Consider the following 16,943-nt stretch of genomic DNA (forward strand, 5'->3'; position numbering starts at 1 on the left):
CTTACGCCGACGCGACGCGGAGGGCGTCCAGGTGGAGCCGCCATGCGTCGACGTCTGCGCCGTCGAGCACGGGGGTGCGGCCGGGCTGCCGCATCGGGAGCACCGTGGATCCGACGATGACGGTGTCCCACGGGTCGAGGACGATCCCGAGTTCCCAGGCTCTTTCCAGAAGGAACCGGGGACCGGCGTCCGGGTCGATGCCGGGGTGGCGGGAGACGGCGTCGCGTATCCGTTCGGCGGCGGGGGCGAAGTCCAGGTCCCGCGGCTCGGTGGCCGTGTAGAGCTCGTGGGCCAGTCGAAGGGCGTCCGCCGTGCGGTCGTGGTCGGCCAGCGCGGAGCGGAAGAGGCGTTCACGCGCGGCGTCGTCGAAATGGACGGCCAGTTCGCGCAGGACGTCGGCGGGTTCGTCGGGGGTGTGCACCAGGTTCAGCAGGTAGCTGTAGCGGCCGAGGAGGTGACGGAGCTGGCCGGGCCGGCGGGCGTCGGGGTCGGTCGGCCCCTTGAGCCGGGTCAGATCGACCGAGGCGGGGACGGCCGGCGCATGGGTGGGCCGCACCAGCAGCACGAGGGCGTCGGCATCCTGCAGGAACAGCGCGGCGAGCCGCCTGCGGTAGGGGGTGGCCAGGTTCCACTGGAAGTACCACAGGGAGCGGATCATGGTGCGGGTCAGCCGGGTGACCGCGGCGCCGACGATCCGGAAGCCCTGCTCGGTCAGCCACTGGACCGCGGCCTCCAGCCTGCGGGCCACCACCGCGTCCGGCTTGAGCAGGACAGCGGCATGGCGGTGGGCGAAGCCGATGACGTCGTCGGTGAGCGCGGCCAGTTGTCCGTAGCTCTCCTGGTAGTAGGTGTCCGCGCCGTACCAGCGCTGTTTGTCCGGGCGGCAGGTGAGCAGCGGCGGGACGGGGATGCCGTGCGTGGTCTCGTCGGGGGCGGGATGGGTCGTCACGGGGTGCTCCCGTCGGTTCGGGCACCGGCCGGCTCCCGGCGCGGGGGCGCGCCGAGGTAGCCGGTCCTGAGGCAGTGGTCGAGGAGGCGGCGCAGATAGGGCCGGGCGCCCGCGGGCGCCGGACGGCCGCCGAACGCCGCGGCCGCCTGCGTGTCGTCGAAGCGGACGCGCCGCCGGAAGTAGGTGTCGTAGAGGGCGATGACGCGGTCGTAGTAGGGGCGTTCGCGGTCGGACAGGGCTGACGCGGAGAACGCGGACGGCGGGAGGAACCTCGGCACCTGGAAACACGGGTACTCGGCGAGGACGTCCGAGAAGTCGCGCAGAGTCAGCTCCTGGCCCACCGCGTGCAGGGTGCGGCCCGCGACGGCGTCGAAGCGGGTGGCGGCCCCGGCCACCAGGTCGGCGACGCGGTCGACGGGGACCAGGTCGAGGGCGGCGTCGTAGTGGGCGGGTACGGTGCCCACCAGGCCCCTGGTGAGGACCCTGAGCACGGGGTAGATGGTCATGAAGTCGCGGACGCGGCCCGTGCGGGCGGCGCCGGTGACGATGCTCGGACGCACCACGGTCACCGGCAGGCCCGCCACGGCGGCCTGGTGGACCATGGTCTCCGCGGCCAGTTTGCTCCTCTCGTAGTCGTTGCCCGGGCGCTGCCCGACGTCGAGTTCGTCCTCGCGGACGGTGCCGTCGCGTTCCCCGCACACGTAGGCGGTGCTGACGTGGACCAGCGGGGTTCGGTGGGTGACGGCGAGGTCCAGGACGTGCCGGGTGCCGGCGGCGTTGACGGTCTCGTACCGCTCCGCGGGCAGTCCGAAGTGGGTCACGGCGGCGCAGTGCACGATCCGGTCGGCGGTGGCGACGAGGCGCTGGTCGCCGTCGGTCAGCCCGAGGCCGGGGCGGGTGATGTCGCCGGTGATGGGTGTGAGGACGCCCGGTCCGGGGGTGAGTCTCCCGCCACTGTTGCGGACGAGGTCACCGTTGCGGTGCACCAGGGCCACCACGGTGTGGCCCCCGGCGGTGAGGCGGGCGGTCACCTCCGCGCCCACCAGCCCGCTGGCACCGGTCACCAGTACGGTCATCGTGTCGGTCAACGTGTCGGTCATCGGTCGGTGCTCCTCTCACGCGGCCCGGTGCGATGCGGCGCCGTGGCCGGCGAGCAGGTCTCGGGCCTCCTCGAGGGGCAGTTGCGCGTCGAGGTGGGCGCCGAGGCGCAGCCAGTCGTAGCCGAGTTGCAGGGTCGCCCGCCAGGCGTCACCGGAGTCGAAGGAGGCGGGGAAGGCGGCTGCGCCGGCGGCGACCCGCGCCAGGGCGACACAGGAGCGGACGTCCGTGAGGAGGTCGCCGCCGTGCTCCGCCGGGTCGGCTCCGCGCCGCAGCAGTTCCTCGGCGCGCGCCTGGACGGGGCGGACGGTCGGAGGCAGCAGGTCGATACGGCGTACGAGGTCGCAGTCGGCGGGCAGCGGGCTCACCCCGTAGGCGCTGAACAGTCCGCGCAGCGCGGCGTGCACGGCGCGGCGGGCGGTGAGTTCGGCGACCCGCCACTGACCGCACCGCAGTGCGCCGGTCAGGTCCTCCAGGGCGTTCTCGACGACCACGTTGGACCACACCAGGGCCATGGCGGCGGCGGCGAACCGGGCGGCGGGCAGCGGCACCAGTTCGATGGCGTCGGGACCGCTGACGGCGGCGCCGCGCACCGACAGCGGCGGGCGCACGGTGGAGGCCGGCGGGGTGAGGGGGCCGGGCGGCGCGGCGAGCGGCAGCGCGGGGACGACGGGACCGCCGCCCTTCCACGCCAGCCGGATCAGACCGAGACGCAGGAACGCGGCCAGCCGCGCGCCGGGGTCGGTGACGCCGGTGGCCGCGGCCGCCGCCAGCACCTGGGGCAGCGGACGGCCCGGAACGACACGGCGCCAGACGGCCCCGGTGTCCTCGCCCAGGGCGAACACCTCGCGCCGTCCGCGGACGACGTGGACCCGCTCGCCGGTCTGCCAGGTGGTCACCCCGGGGGCACGTTCGACGGTGAGCCGTTCCGGACGCCGGCGGATGCCGGTGAGACCGAGGTCCTCGGCGAAGGCGAGGCACGCGGTCAGGTAGCCGCCGGCCGCGTCGGCGACACCGGGGGCGGGGGCGGCGGCGTCCAGTTGCCAGTACCGCTCGCGTACGTCGGGCCGGTCCGCCCGGTCCAGTTGCAGGGACAGCCATTTGGGTTCGAGGTAGGTCTCGCCCAGGCCGGCCGCCCATGACTTGACCGCCTGGACGAGTCCGGCGCGGGTCCAGTCGACCGCCTCGTCCACCTCGCCGAGGCAGTGCAGCGCCATCGCGTGGCGCAGGGACTGGCGGGCCCGGTATGCCCACCAGTCGCCGGCTATACGACGCAGCCGCTCGACGGGAAGCATCGCCTTGACCTCGTCGATGAGGACGTGCCCGCGCAGGGGGTGACTGTGCAGCAGCCGCTGACAGCGGTTGAGCAAGTCCTCGGAGAGCCGGTCGGGCCGCCGGGCCGCCTTCTCCAACGTGCGGAACTGATCGGCCAACTGACGCACCGACCGGGTGCGGATCTCCACCCGGCGGCCGTCGACGAAGAGCAGCGACGGCATGGTCGGCAGGTCGCCCTCGCAGCGCCCGACGAGCAGGAAGTCGACGTCGGAGGAGGCGTTGCCGAACCCCTCCGCGACGGAGCCCTCCAGCGCCACGGACCACGCGGCGTCGCAGGGCAGTTCGGTGAGAGACTTGTCGAGCAGGTCCTGCAACTGGTCCTCGGTGAGGATCACAGGTGGATCTCCGTCCTGGGAGTGTCCGGGCTCTCGGTGGTACCGGTGTCGGGCGGGTCGGCGAGGACGGTGACCGTTCCGGCGGCGCCGTCGACGCGCAGCAGGGTGCCGGTGCGGATCTCGGTCGTGGCGTCCTTGACCTGGACCACCGTCGGAATGCCCAGTTCCCGTGCCACGACGGCGACATGGGTCAGCGGGCTGCCGCGCTCGACGACCAGAGCCGCGGCCGAGGGCAGCGCGGCCACCCAGCCGGGGTCGGTGCGGTAGGTGAGCAGGATGCCGCCGCCGATGTCGCGGGGGGTGTCGGTGACGACGGCCGGTCCTTCGGCGACGCCGGGGCCGCAGGGGGTGCCGCGCAGTTCCCGGGTACCGCTGCGGGCGCCGGGAGCGCTGCTCCAGCCGGCCCGCTCCAGGTTGCCCGACCAGTACGGGGCGCCGCGGGTGACGAAGCGGGACGGGGGGCACAGTGCGGCGTCGGCGGCCAGTCGCCCGCGGCGCAGTGCGGCCAGTTCCTTCAGCTCGGTGTGCGCGATCGTGCCCTCGTAGGCGCCCCGGACCTCTTCCAGGCGCAGCATGTACACGTCGTCCCAGGCGTCGATGGCTCCCATGCGCGCCAGATCGCGGCCCAGGGCGCGCAGCATGCGCTTGGCCACGCCGAAGGCGCGGGTGCGGCAGAACCTCAGCCGTTCCCGGTCGGCGAGCACGGTCCGGGCCTTGGCCCGCACCCTTTCGTACAGCAGGCGGCGGGGACCGCCCAGGTGCGCGTCGAGGTAGGCGTCGGCCTCGCCACCGCGGTCGCCAGCACCCGTGCCGCTCGCGCCGGTGTCCGCCGGTACGTCACGCAGCAGCGTGAACAGCGCGGCCGGATTCTCGTGCAGGTCGGGGCTCTCCAGCTTGAGTTCGTCGGGGCTGCGGTAGCCGTAGTCGGCGATGTACGTGTCGACGGCGGCGAGGAACTCGGCGTGGCCCGCCGCGTGCAGCGCCCGGTAGGCGCCGGTGTCGGGGGTGTGCTCCAGCAGGTCGCGCACCTCGGCGTCGGCGCGCGCCAGTGCGGCCAACTCGGTGAGTTTCCGGGCCGGTTCGGCGGACTCGATGCCGCCGCCAGGGGCTGCCGCCGCCCAGACGAACCATTCCGGCGCGTGCGGCAGCCATCTGCGGGTGAGCAGCGCCAGCAGGCCGACGGAGAGCAGGATCGAGGCATCCAGGACCTGCATCGGTCCCCAGCGCTCGACGAGTTGCCTCTGCAGCCCGCGGAAACGGCGGTAGGTCTCGTCACCGGGCAGGTCGTCGTAGTCGACCTTGTCGAAGATGGCGTACGCGCGGGAGAAGTCGCGGTGGAAGGTCTCCACGGACCTCCGGACGGCCAGGAACCGTCCGGTGAAGATCACCGTGCGGGCCAGCCGGGACATCGTGCCGCGCAGCCCGGCCCGGGGCGTGAAGGGATGGAGGGTGTCGGCCGCCTCGTCGGAGAGGCTTTCGGCGACGCCCAGGGACTTCTCGAGAACGCGCCGGTTGAGCGGGTACAGGGGCGCCAGGCGCACCATGCGGTACCAGTGGTGGAGGTTGTAGTAGACCCGGCCGTGGACGTACCCGAGCAGGTGCGGGGTCCATTCCTGTACCTCGCGCAGTCGCCGGCCCCGGACGCCGAGCGCGCGGGCGTAGCCGTCGTACACCTTGGCGTAGGTGTCGGCGGCGAAGCTGTAGGTGAGGGGGGAGACGACACCGCTGAAGCTCTCGATGATGTTGGAGTTGTCCCAGATCCGCAGCTCACCCTCCGGCGCCCTCGCGGCGTCGACCGCCGGAGCCGGGGTGGTGACGGGGCGGCACTGCACGACCCACAAGGTCCCGTCGGCCATGGCCCACTCGATGTCCTGAGCAGCACCGTGGAGTGCGGTGGCGCGGACGCCGAGACCGTGCAGCCGGGTGAGGTCCGCGGCGGTCAGGGCCGCCGTGGCGCGGTCCTCGTCCGCCACCGGTGACACGGCGCAGCCGGGACCGGCAGCGGCGACGTAGCGTTCCCGTTTGTCGCCGATCGCGGCGCTGAGCACGTCACCGGTGCCCGCGTCGAGCACGACGGTGTCGGCATCGACGGCGCCGCTGACCAGCCCCTCCCCCAGCCCGTGGACGGCACTGACCACATGGCGGTCCGTGCGGCCGGTCGCCGGGTCGGCGGTGAACAGGACGCCGCTGCGCTCGGCGGCCACCATGCGCTGGACGATGACGGCGACGCCCCCGGCGCCGGGCGGCAGTCCGCACTGGGCCCGGTAGCGCAGGGAGCGCTCCGAGAACCCGGAGGCCCAGCAGCGGCGGACATGGGCGGTGACCTCGTCGAGGCCCGAGACGTTGAGGAAGCTGTCGAACTGGCCGGCGAACGAGTGGTGCGAACCGTCCTCCTCCGCTCCGGAGGAGCGCACGGCCACCAGGCCGCCGCCGACGTGCCGGTAGGCCCGTGCGATGGCCGCGGCCACGCGCTCGCCGAGAGGCGCGGCCTCGACCAGACGAGCGATCTCTGCTGCGATCTGCCCGGGCCGTGTGTCCCAGCCCTCGTCGAGCAGGTCCACCAGGCGTTCGTCCAGTCCGCCGCCGCGGCAGAATTCCGCGAAGACGTCGAGGCCGAGCACGGACCACTCCGGTACTTGAAATCCGGACGCGCTCAGCGTGTGGAGGTTTCTCCCTTTTCCGCCGGCCCATTCGGCGATCTGCGAACGCTCACTGGACGGAGTGAGGACGTGAAGGAACCGGGGATCGGACGTGGTGAGCGACAACTAGTTTCCTTTCGAAGGACTCCGGCTCGACCTCACCAAGAGGTTTCACGACACTATCCAAGAAAACTCTTCCGCGACCGCGGAAGTCGCTTCAACCGAATTTCGCCGGTCGTTCATCACCGGGTTCGGACAACGAGCAGGACGTCCCGGCCACGAAGGATGCGCCGGTCACGTCGGTCCGAGTCCGTTCCGTAAGCGGGCGCCCGGCGACGCGACCAGGAGCGGAGAACGCCGGCGGCCAGCCACTCGAAGCAGCCGGGGCCTTCACTTCCCATGACCGAATATGACTGGCAGATCGCTCGAAGAAACACGCCGGAGGGATTCATTTCCGGACGCCGCCAGGTCGTTTTTCCCGGCGATTTTCCTTCAGAATTGAATTTGCATCCCGTGGAGTTCGTCACAGACTGCGTGGGGTCCCGGTACGACGCCGTCCGCGGGAGGGGTGGCGCGCGGTGACGCGCGGAGGCGTGCGGCGGGCCACTATAGTGAGCTGCCGATCACGCGATGGCGGCGACACCCTGTCCGGGGGGCGTGCACGGTGCTTCAAGTGGAGTTCGGTGACGGGGCGTTGAGCCGATTACGGGTGGCCCGCGAGCCCGACCCGCTGTGGGAGACGGTGCTGAGCCTCCACCTGCTGCAGAACCGGCAGGAACCACTGGTGTACGACCCGTGGCGGCAGGAGGTCAGGTCCGCGCTGCACGGCGCCGGACTCACCGCCGACGTACGGGCGTTGATGGCACTGTGCCCGCCGGCCAAGTACTTCCCCGACTTCCTCACTCCCTGCAGCGGTGACACGGATCTGGAGGGGGCCGTCGACCGGGTCCTGTCCACGCCCCGGGCCCGGCTCGTCGCCGAACTCACCCGGCTGTCCGCCGATCTGCGCGGTCCGGCGCCCCGCAGCGTGAGCTGGGTGGCCACCGGCGACCCCGCGGCACTGCGCTGGCTCGGCCTGACCCTGCGGCGCTACCACGCCGTCGCGGTGGAGCCGTACACGGCCGCGATCCGGGCGCGCGTCGCCCAGGACCGTGCCCGGCGTGCGGAGGCGGCACTGAGCGGCGGCGCCGAGGGACTCCTCGCCAGCTACGCCGAGCAGCCCGGCTGGCGACACCAGGGCACTCGGCTCGCGGCCCCCTATCCGCAGCCCCGACTGCTTCGGCTGCGGGGCCGCACGCTGACCGTGGTCCCGGGCTTCTTCTGCGTACGGGCCCCGTTGACGCTGGTGGACGACGCGCTGCCGCCGGTCCTGGTGCACCCCCTCGCCCCCGAGCCGGGCTGGCTGCCACGGCTGCGCTCCGGAACGGCCGCACCGTCCCTGGCCCAGCTGATCGGCGCCTCCCGTGCCCAGCTGCTGGAGACGCTGGGCACGCCGATGACGACGACGGCGCTCGCCGCGGCACTGCGGCTCGCGCCGTCGACGGCCAGCCGGCACGCGGCGGTCCTGCGCGAGGCGGGACTGGTCGCCACCCGCCGCGCGGGCAACAGGGTTCTGCACCACCGCACCATCCTGGGGCGGGCCCTGCTCGACCGAGCGAACCCCGCCGCTGCGGCACCGGACGCACCGTAGGACCCGCACGGTGCGCCGGCACCGCGCCGGGCGGTGAGGGGTCGGCAGTTCGGGACGCCGGGCAGCCAGGCGTCGGGGACGTCGATGAAGATGTTGGAGACGTAGCCGCCGTAGTCCGGCAGATACGACCAGGCGTCGTTGCTGTAGCCGCCGTAGTTGACGAGTTGGCCGTGCACCTGGCACTTCACACGGACCGTCGTCGGGCCGGGCAGGCTGGCCACGCGGGTGGAGTCGGTGGTCGCCTGAGCCCGGATGCTGACGTCCGTACCCCAGGTCGGGAAGGACTTGGTGTCGCCGCCGTCGGTCCACAGATAGGTGACGGTCACCCACCCGTTGTCGTTCAGGCCGATGTTGTAGAAGGTACCGTCGGCCAGGTCGATTCCGGCCGGGTTGGCCACCTGGCGGCCGAACTCGTCGCGCCCGCCGTTGTATCCGTTCTGGTAGGCGGCCTGTGCCTCGGGCAGGCCGCGGGCGAGGTCCTTCCACTGCTCGCGCTGGGAGGAGGGGTTCCAGTAGTCGTCGTGCGTGTTCCACGGGCCGACGTCCCACACCGGTGCCGTCTCGCACCGCGCGGGCCCGCACACCTGCACCGAGTACTGGCCGCTGCCGTTGGGCGACAGGGCGCGCCGCGAGGGCAGGGCGACGAAGTGGTCGTTGCCGGCGATGACGTGTCCGTTGGCGGTGGTGCCGCCGACCAGGCCCTCACGGGTGGCGTAGACGCGCGCGGAGAAGGCGGAGGCCGCGGCGAGTGCGGGCTGCTCGGGCGGCGTGGCCGCGAGGACGGCGGTCAGGGTGAGGCCACGGACGGCGGGTGTGGCTCCGTCCTTGGTGCCCCACAGGGTCACCCGGGCCTGAACGTCGCTGACGGACGTGGGCAGTTGGGCCGGGGTGCCCGCGGTGGTCTGCCGCCATTCGGTCCAGGCGCCGTCGGCGTCCCGGCCGCGGACGTCGACCGCCACGCTCGCGCCGCTCGGCACCTTCGCGTCCAGGCCCACGGTGACCCGGTTGACCGTCCGGTCGAGGTGGTGCGTGGGAAGGAGGGCCGAGGCGTATCCGCGGCCGCGGCCCAGCGACGCGGGGCTGAGGGACGCGTCAAGCACGCGCAACGCGCCCCGGCTGTAATGGACGTTGACGTCGCCGGGAGCGAGATCGGAGAGATCCGCGCGCCAGGACACCGGGGACGCGTCGGCGTGCGTGGCGGCGGCGGCCTGCGGGGCCGTGCCCAGGGCGGTGCCGGCCAGGGCCAGCAGGCAGGTGGCGCCGGCCAGCGCGGGCAGGAGGCGGGATCTGCCACGGGTGGCGGAACCTCGGAGGTCTCGGAGGTGGGGGGTCGGCATGGGGGCTCCTGAAGGACGTGTGTCGTGGGCGTCGGTGAGGGTGGTTGCCGGCGACGTGGTTCGCCGGCGTGGACGAGCTGCTGGTGTCGGCGTCGGGTGGGAAGGTGGGGAGCGGGCGGGTCCTGGAGGAAGGCCGCGGCTCATGTGGGGGTGCTCCGTCCACGGGGTGGGTGGGCGCGATCGCCGGCCTCCCCGGCGTGGGGCGTGCGGGGCTACGGCGGTCGATCGCTTCGGCATGCCGCGTGCCGGGATGCGGCAGTCGATGGGGCGAGGCGCGGCCTTGGTCGGCGCCGGGCCGCCGTCGGCGCGGGCCACGGCGGTCCGCCCACGGTCCGCCGGATCCGGCGGGCACACGGGCGTGCCCGGATCCGATCAGCACACGGGAACGCCGGGAATCCGCTCACCGCTCGTGTCGACGTAGACGTTGGTCATGTAGCCGCCGTACTGCGGGAGATGGGCCCACCAGTCACTGCTGCGGGGCCCGTCGGAGATCGGCCGCCCGCGCTTCTGGCAGTCGACCAGGACCTCCACGCCCGCCGGCAGCGTCGTGATCACGGCCGAGTCGGTCGTGGCGTCGGCGCGCACGCGCACGCCTGAACCGAGCGTGCCGAGCCAGGTGCCCGAAGGGCGTTGGGCGCCGGGGACGTCGAGGGAGGCGACGAGGTGGGTGAGGTGCGTGTAGGCGCTGCCGTAGGGCGTGCCGACGGGGTGCAGGGTCAGCACGGCCACGATGGCCCGGTCGTCGGCGCCGACCGTGCCGGTGGAGTGCAGTGCGGGCCTTGCCAGGTCGACCGTGGCGGTGGAGGCGGCGGTCGTCGGGTGCCGGGGCGGTGCGGCCTCGGTGGCGCCGCGGGTTCGGCGGCTTGCGGGCGCGGCGGCGGACGTGGCGGCCGGTGTACCCGCGTCCGCCGTAGGGCCGCCGGAGGTGAAGCCGGACCAGCCCTGCTTCACGGCCCAGGGGCCGACGGAGGCGGAGGGGATGCCGAAGCGCTGGTCGTAGCCGTCGTTGGCGCAGCGGGTCGAGCGGCGCAGGTTTCCCATGACGACCTCGCGTACGGCGGCGGGCGCCTGGTCGAGGAGGTAGCGGTAGATCCGTACGGTGTCCGACGCCGTGAGTGCGGTGTACCCCCAGTGCCCGGGGTATGCCGCGGGTGGGGGCGCGGTGCCCGTCAGGCCGAGCCGCGTGGCGGTCCGCTCGATGATCCGGCTGCCGCCCCGCTGCGTCCAGTAGTAGCTGGCCACGCCGTCGTCGCTGCCGCGCAGCATGGCCTCCAGCCGTGTCCGGTCGGCGGCCGGGACCTGGTGGTCCGGGCCGAGGTCCCACAACACGTCGAGCGCCAGGAGGAGTTTGACGACGGACGCGGACCTGAACTGCGTCTCGGCGTTGAGCTGCTCGGTGTAGCGGCCTGTGGTCCGGTCGAAGACGGCGATGCCCGTGGTGACGCCCGCGGGTCCGTCCGGCCCGGACGGACCCCGCGCGGAGGGAGTGGCCGAGGCGCTGGTCGCCACCAGTGCGCCGAGCACCAGGCAGGCCACGGTCAGGCTCGTCAGCCGGCGGCCAAGGGCGGGCGCTTCGCTGCGCCGGGGAGGGTCGGCGGGCGCTGAGGGCGGCTGGACCGTGCGGCCGGCCGCCACGCGGGATTCCGGCGTAGGGGAGGGCTTTCGCAGGCAGGGCTTTCTAGGTGGCATGTCCGGCCCGGAAGGTGCTGCGACAGTCGCGGCCTTCACGTCCGTCGGGTGCACTGCCGTCGTGTCCGTCAGCCGTGTCGGAGCCACGTCCGTCAGATTCTCCACAGCCACGTCCGCAAGGGTGACCGGATCCGCGTCCGTCAGCTCTGCCCGCGCCCCGACCGTCAGCTCTGCCCGCGCCCCGACCGTCAGGTCTGCCGGAGGCCGGTGCTCCGGCCCGCGTCTGTGCATCGTCGCCCACTCCCTCGGTCGGCCCGTTCCGCGAGCCGGCACCGGCCGGCCGTACGCGGGCCGTCGCAGCATGAGCTCCCGAGATTGTCATGTGCAAGACATTGCATACTGAGCGAAAGACGCGTGGCCTCACCCGCTGCCTTCCCCCACGAAGGACGGCGTCATCGGCAACGTCCAAGTCGACACCCCGGCATCCCAACCAGCGTGCGTACCCGCCCTGCTGATCCGGTGCCTCGGCGCCCCATCCCCGATGACCTCAGATGTGAGCATCCACACCTTCTTCACCATTGCGCCGGCCGCCCCAGCGCGGCAAAGTGTTCGAACTGCGGCACCCTGCACGCGAGTTGCCCGCACGCGTCGCGGCATGGCGTCACGGACGAAGCGGAAGGAAGACGTGTGAGCCCGAGGTCGGTCCGGGGATTCGCGGTGGTCTCGGCCTCCGCGGTCACCGCTGTCGGAAGCGTCGTCGGCGTTGCCTCCCACAGCACCGCGCAGACGAACGACGCCGAGCCCACCGCAGCCGACGTCACGCTCCTCGCGGACCTGCCCGCAGGGCAGCAGGCCCAGGTGCAGACAGCTTCCCTGACGCGGCAGGCCGACGCCCAGGCCGTCCAGGCCGACGCGAGCGCCAGGAAGGACGCCGAGGAGGCCGCCCGCAAGGCCGCCGCCGAGACTGCCATCGCCAAGAAGGCCTCCGCCGAGAAGAAGGCCAAGGAGCGCGCCGAAGCCAAGAAGTCCACCGGTGGCAGCGGCGTCCCGTCGGTCCAGAGTTCCTACACGGCCGCCCAGATCCAGGCTGTGGCCCGGCAGATAGTGCCCAGCGGCCAGTTCCAGTGCTTCAGCGACATCGTGGAGCACGAGTCCGGCTGGAACATGCACGCGATGAACGCTTCATCCGGCGCCTACGGCCTGATGCAGGCGCTGCCCGCCTCCAAGTACTCGTCCGCCGGCTCCGACTGGCAGACGAACCCGGCCACCCAGATCAAGTGGGGCCTGAACTACATGAACAGCAGCTACGGCAGCCCCTGTCAGGCGTGGGCCTTCTGGCAGACGCACCACGCGTACTGAGCCTTCCTGGCACGGCGACCGGCCACTTCGCCGGCGACGACTCCGCGACACCACAGCGGGCGGCATCGAACTCGGCTGCGCCAGAACGGTGGTGACGGCCACAACCCGGTTTGAGCCGGGCGCACGGACAACGCCATGATGGAGCCGTCCGCGCAGTCCGGCACCGGGAGCAGCAGATGTGGCGAGACCAGAAGTCAGCCCCGTCCGAGCTCCGTCCGCAGAACGTGCCGCACAATGCGAGAACGCCGTCGTCGCACGCGGCGCGCCGGACGGAGCGCGTTCTCGTCGGTGACGGCGGGGCCGGAACTCACTGACGGGCGCGGGGCGCCGGGGGCGCGGCTCGCTGCACAACTGCGAAGCGACGGGATGAAAGAGCGTGGCACGAGTCGTCGAATGGGAACCGGGCACGGCCGTGGGGAACGTGCACGTGCCGCCTCTGGCCGCACCGGAGTCGGCCGCCTGGGCCCGGAGACTGCTCGACGACGGCTGGGCGGCGGTGTTCCTGCCCGGCGAGCCCGCCCGCCTCGGCCGGTTGCTGCTCTGGCGACCCGCCGGGGCGGCTGCCACCAGCGGCAGGACACCTGCCGACATCACGGTACCCGCCGGCGTTCGCACCGAGGCGGCCGAGCTCGTGCTGCCGCACGGCCGCTCCGTCAGACGGCGCAGGACAGAGGGGTACGCGCTGCCCGTCGCCGTCGCCGTCGCCGCCCTGGTGGGGGCACGACCCACGCACCCCTCCGCCACCGCGTGGCAGGCCGCCGCCCGCTTCGCGCTGCGGCTGCTCGCCGACGGCCGTCTTCATCCGGCGCTCTCCCCCGCGGGCTACGACACGTGGAAGGCGGGACCCCTGACCGCCGACCAGCGACAGACGCTGGACGCCCTCGCCGCCGCCTGCCCGCCCCACGCCCACTGTCTTCCCCAGCCGGGCCCGCCCCCGCTGCGGATCGCCGAACCGGCCGGACTGGTACGCCAGTTCTGCGACGCGGTGGCCGACGAACTCGTCCGCACCCCCGCCGCTCCGCTCGCCGTGGGAGCCCTGCCGTACGCCTGGCGCGAGGCGCGTGCCGTACCCGCCCTGCGCGAGTGGGCCGAGGAGACCGCGGCCGCGTTCACCACCGACGTCAGCGTCTCGCTGCGGGTCGATGTACCGGAGGGGCGCCGTCGGCAGTTCCGGGCCGTCCTGCAGGTGCACACCGCCGCGGACCCGGCGCTCGTCGTGGAGGCCGCACAGCTGTGGAGCGAGCCCGCCGAGACCGAACGCCTGCTCGGCCCGCGCGCCGAGACGGAGACGCTGCTCGCCCTGCGCCGCGGCGCCCGCGTCTGGCCCCCGCTCGACCGGCTGCTCAAGGACGCCGCTCCGGACCAGCTGCGGCTGACCGACGACGAGGCGCTCGACCTGCTGGGCGACGCCACCGACACGCTGCGCGCGGCCGGTGTCGCCGTGCACTGGCCGCGCGAGCTGGTCAGGGCACTCACCGCGACCGCGGAGATCGGGCAACGCACCGCGCCCGGCTCCAGCGCCGGCGGCATCCTCGACACCGACAGCCTCCTCGAGTTCCGCTGGCGGCTCTCGCTCGGCGGCGAACCGCTCACGGAGGCCGAGATGGACGCCCTCGCCGAGGCACGGCGCCCCCTCGTCCGGCTGCGCGACCAGTGGGTGGTCGCCGATCCGAAGCTGGTGGCCCGCGCCCGGAGCCGCCGTATGGAACCCCTCACCCCCATGGAAGCGCTGGGAGCCGCACTGACCGGCGAGGTGGAGCGGGACGGGGAGACTCTGCACTGCGCGGCGGTCGGGGCGCTCGGCGACCTCGCCGACCGTATCCGCGACCCTGAGTCGCGGGCCCCCGCCGCCCAGCCGGCCGCTCTGAAGGCCACACTGCGCGACTACCAGAAACGGGGCCTCGCCTGGCTGGCGCAGATGTGCGAACTCTCGCTCGGCGGGTGTCTCGCCGACGACATGGGCCTGGGCAAGACCATCACGCTGCTCGCCCTGCACCTGCACCGCCAGACCGACCCCGCCACCGCGGGCCCCACCCTCGTCGTCTGCCCCGCCTCGCTGCTCGGCAACTGGCAGCGCGAGGCGGCCCGGTTCGCCCCGGCCACTCCGGTGCGCCGCTACCACGGCGGCGACCGCCACCTCAAGGACCTCGGCGACGACGAGATCGTCCTCGTCACGTACGGAGTGCTGCGCCGCGACCGGGAGATGCTCGCCGAAAACGACTGGTCGCTGATCGCCGCCGACGAGGCCCAGCACGTCAAGAACCCCTACGCCGTCACCGCCCGCGAGCTGCGCGCCCTGCCCGCCCGCGCCCGCGTCGCCTTGACCGGCACCCCCGTGGAGAACAATCTCTCCGAGCTGTGGGCGCTCCTCGACTGGACCACTCCCGGACTCCTCGGACCGCTCGCCGCCTTCCGCGAGCGCCACGCCCGCGCCATCGAGTCGGGCGAGGACCCGCGGGCCGCCGATCGGCTGTCCCGTCTCATCCGGCCGTTCCTGCTGCGCCGCAGGAAGGCCGACCCGGGCATCGCCCCCGAACTGCCCGCCAAGACCGAGACCGACCGCGTCGTTGCGCTCACCGCCGAACAGGCGAGCCTGTACGAGGCGGTGGTCCGCGAGACGATGGCGGAGATCGCCGAGGCCGAGGGCATCGCACGCCGTGGTCTGGTCCTGAAACTGCTCACCGCCCTCAAACAGATCTGCAACCACCCCGCGCAGTACCTGCGCCAGTCGGCACCGCTGCACGGCCGCTCCGGCAAACTGGCGCTCCTCGACGAACTGCTCGACACGATCACCGCCGAAGGCGAATCGGTGCTGGTCTTCACCCAGTACAAGCAGATGGCGGCCCTGCTGGAGAAGCACCTCGCGCAACGGGGCGTCTCCACCCTCTTCCTGCACGGGGGCACGCCCGTCGGCCTCCGCGAGGACATGGTCGACCGCTTCCAGCGTGGCGAGGTGCCGGTGTTCCTGCTCTCCCTCAAGGCCGCGGGCACCGGCCTGAACCTCACCCGCGCCACGCATGTCGTGCACTACGACCGCTGGTGGAACCCGGCCGTCGAGGACCAGGCCACCGACCGCGCCTACCGCATCGGCCAGGACAAGCCCGTGCAGGTCCACAAACTCCTCGCCGAGGGCACGGTGGAGGACAAGGTGGCGAGGCTGCTGGAATCCAAGCGCGCGCTCGCCGACGCCGTGGTCGGCTCCGGCGAGGCCGCTCTGACCGAGCTGTCCGACGCCGATCTCGCCGAACTCGTCGCCCTGGGAAGGCAGTCATGAGCCCCTCGGAGCCCGGCCCGCGCCGCGCGCCCGGCCGCGGAAGGCGCGCCTTCGCCGCGACCTGGTGGGGCCGGGCCTGGGTGACGGCCCTGGAGGACTCCACCCTGGACTCCGGACGCCTGTCCCGCGGCCGCACCTACGCCCGCAAGGACATGGTCGGTCCCGTCACGATCGCCCCCGGCCAGGTCAGAGCCGCCGTCCAGGGCAGCAGGCCCCGCCCCTACCGCTCCGCCGTCCACCTGCCCGTCCTCACCGACACCCAGTGGGACACCCTCCTGGACACCGTCGCGGCCCGGGCCGGGCACCTCGCCGCACTCCTCGACGGCGAGATGCCCGCCGAACTCGTCGACGACGCCCGCCACGCCGGCGTCCCCCTGCTCCCGCAGCCGGCCGAACTCGACCCCGAATGCTCCTGCCCCGACTGGGGCCACCCCTGCAAACACGCCGCCGCGCTGTGCTACGCCATCGCCGCCACCATCGACGCCGACCCCTTCGTGCTGTTCGCCCTGCGCGGCCGCGGACGGGAGGAACTCCTCTCCCGACTGCGCGCCCGCCGCAGCACGGTGCATGCGACCGCCACCCCGCGGGCCCCCGCCGGGATCCCGGCCGCCGGCGCCTACGCGGCCTGGGCGGCCCAGGCGCAGCACCCTCCCGCCCTCCCCGCGCCGGACCCCCGCGCCTCCGCGCTGCCGGACATCCCGCCACCCGCCTCCGGCCCGTCCGCGACGGACCTCGAACGACTCATGGCGGACACCGCCGCACGCGCCGCACGCCTGCTCAACGGTGACACCACCAGCCTGCACCTGAGCCAGCACGAGGACGCGGTACGGATCGCGGCGAGCGGCTGCGGACCCGAGTTGTTCCATCACCTGATCCAGAACACCGGTGCCAGGCCGGCCGCGTTCGCCCGTCTCACCCGCGCCTGGCGCTACGGCGGCCCGACCGGCCTCACGGTCGCCGAACAGCCCCACACCCCCGGCCCGGCGGTGATGGCAGCCGCCCGCACCGCCGTCACCGAGGCCCTCACCGAGATGACCACGACCACGGCCGGCCTCAGGGTCTGGCGCAACCGCCTCACCCTGGGCGGCCAGGGCATCCAGCTGCGGCTGGGACCCGACACGCTCTGGTATCCCTACCTCCAGCACGAGGACGGTGAATGGTGGCCGGCGGCGCCGGGCGAGCCGGACCCCGTCACGGCGCTCACCGCCGTCTGGCAGCACGCCGAAAGGTGACGCCCGCCCCACGGCGACAGCGACAGGACGTGCTTCGGATCGGTGGGTGACGCGGTACCGGTGCTC

The 16,943-nt window shown here is 73.2% G+C and carries 9 protein-coding genes; 4 read left to right on the top strand and 5 right to left on the bottom strand.

The annotated features are described in order from the left end of the window. Position 1: 1 nt before the first annotated feature. The 4 genes from ACIRPX_RS18410 to ACIRPX_RS18425 are packed head-to-tail and all read right to left on the bottom strand — an operon-like array spanning position 2 to position 6,482. The gene (locus ACIRPX_RS18410) at positions 2 to 949 is read right to left on the bottom strand and encodes a nucleoside-diphosphate kinase (RefSeq protein WP_404195212.1); all 948 of its coding nucleotides are present in this window, start codon (positions 947 to 949) and stop codon (positions 2 to 4) included. Further along, positions 946 to 2,049, bottom strand: a complete 1,104-nt coding sequence (locus ACIRPX_RS18415) for an SDR family oxidoreductase (protein WP_404195215.1) — start codon at positions 2,047 to 2,049, stop codon at positions 946 to 948. Before ACIRPX_RS18415 ends, ACIRPX_RS18410 begins: the two co-directional genes overlap by 4 nt. Positions 2,050 to 2,064: 15 nt before the next feature. Further along, the gene (locus tag ACIRPX_RS18420; protein ID WP_404195217.1) at positions 2,065 to 3,717 is read right to left on the bottom strand and encodes a hypothetical protein; all 1,653 of its coding nucleotides are present in this window, start codon (positions 3,715 to 3,717) and stop codon (positions 2,065 to 2,067) included. Continuing rightward, on the bottom strand, positions 3,714 to 6,482 hold the full coding sequence (locus ACIRPX_RS18425) for a phosphoenolpyruvate synthase (RefSeq protein ID WP_404195220.1): 2,769 nt from the start codon (positions 6,480 to 6,482) through the stop codon (positions 3,714 to 3,716). Before ACIRPX_RS18425 ends, ACIRPX_RS18420 begins: the two co-directional genes overlap by 4 nt. Positions 6,483 to 7,851: 1,369 nt before the next feature. Here ACIRPX_RS18425 and ACIRPX_RS18430 point away from each other — a divergent pair. After that, entirely contained in the window at positions 7,852 to 8,046 is a 195-nt protein-coding gene (locus ACIRPX_RS18430) for an ArsR family transcriptional regulator (RefSeq protein ID WP_404195409.1), read from the top strand. Between the two features lie 1,709 nt (positions 8,047 to 9,755). Here the strand turns inward: ACIRPX_RS18430 and ACIRPX_RS18435 are convergent. Further along, positions 9,756 to 11,018 (bottom strand): hypothetical protein, encoded by a 1,263-nt coding sequence (locus ACIRPX_RS18435; protein ID WP_404195222.1) that lies wholly within the window; start codon positions 11,016 to 11,018, stop codon positions 9,756 to 9,758. Between the two features lie 681 nt (positions 11,019 to 11,699). Between ACIRPX_RS18435 and ACIRPX_RS18440 the strand changes: the two genes are divergently transcribed. The 3 genes from ACIRPX_RS18440 to ACIRPX_RS18450 all read left to right on the top strand — a co-directional run bounded on the left by ACIRPX_RS18440 (position 11,700) and on the right by ACIRPX_RS18450 (position 16,877). Continuing rightward, positions 11,700 to 12,371 (top strand): transglycosylase SLT domain-containing protein, encoded by a 672-nt coding sequence (locus tag ACIRPX_RS18440; RefSeq protein ID WP_404195224.1) that lies wholly within the window; start codon positions 11,700 to 11,702, stop codon positions 12,369 to 12,371. Between the two features lie 472 nt (positions 12,372 to 12,843). Then, positions 12,844 to 15,645, top strand: coding sequence for a DEAD/DEAH box helicase (locus ACIRPX_RS18445; protein ID WP_404195412.1), 2,802 nt, complete (start codon positions 12,844 to 12,846; stop codon positions 15,643 to 15,645). Then, the gene (locus ACIRPX_RS18450) at positions 15,642 to 16,877 is read left to right on the top strand and encodes an SWIM zinc finger family protein (RefSeq protein ID WP_404195227.1); all 1,236 of its coding nucleotides are present in this window, start codon (positions 15,642 to 15,644) and stop codon (positions 16,875 to 16,877) included. The genes ACIRPX_RS18445 and ACIRPX_RS18450 overlap by 4 nt, the downstream gene beginning before the upstream one ends. Positions 16,878 to 16,943: the final 66 nt, after the last annotated feature.

Source organism: Streptomyces sp. NPDC101225, from assembly GCF_044767585.1.
Classification (GTDB): domain Bacteria; phylum Actinomycetota; class Actinomycetes; order Streptomycetales; family Streptomycetaceae; genus Streptomyces.

Coding starts and splice junctions, on each gene's coding strand:
- ACIRPX_RS18415 (WP_404195215.1), bottom strand. CDS start 2,049: ATGACCGACACGTTGACCGACACGATGACCGTACTGGTGACCGGTGCC.
- ACIRPX_RS18430 (WP_404195409.1), top strand. CDS start 7,852: ATGACGACGACGGCGCTCGCCGCGGCACTGCGGCTCGCGCCGTCGACG.
- ACIRPX_RS18450 (WP_404195227.1), top strand. CDS start 15,642: ATGAGCCCCTCGGAGCCCGGCCCGCGCCGCGCGCCCGGCCGCGGAAGG.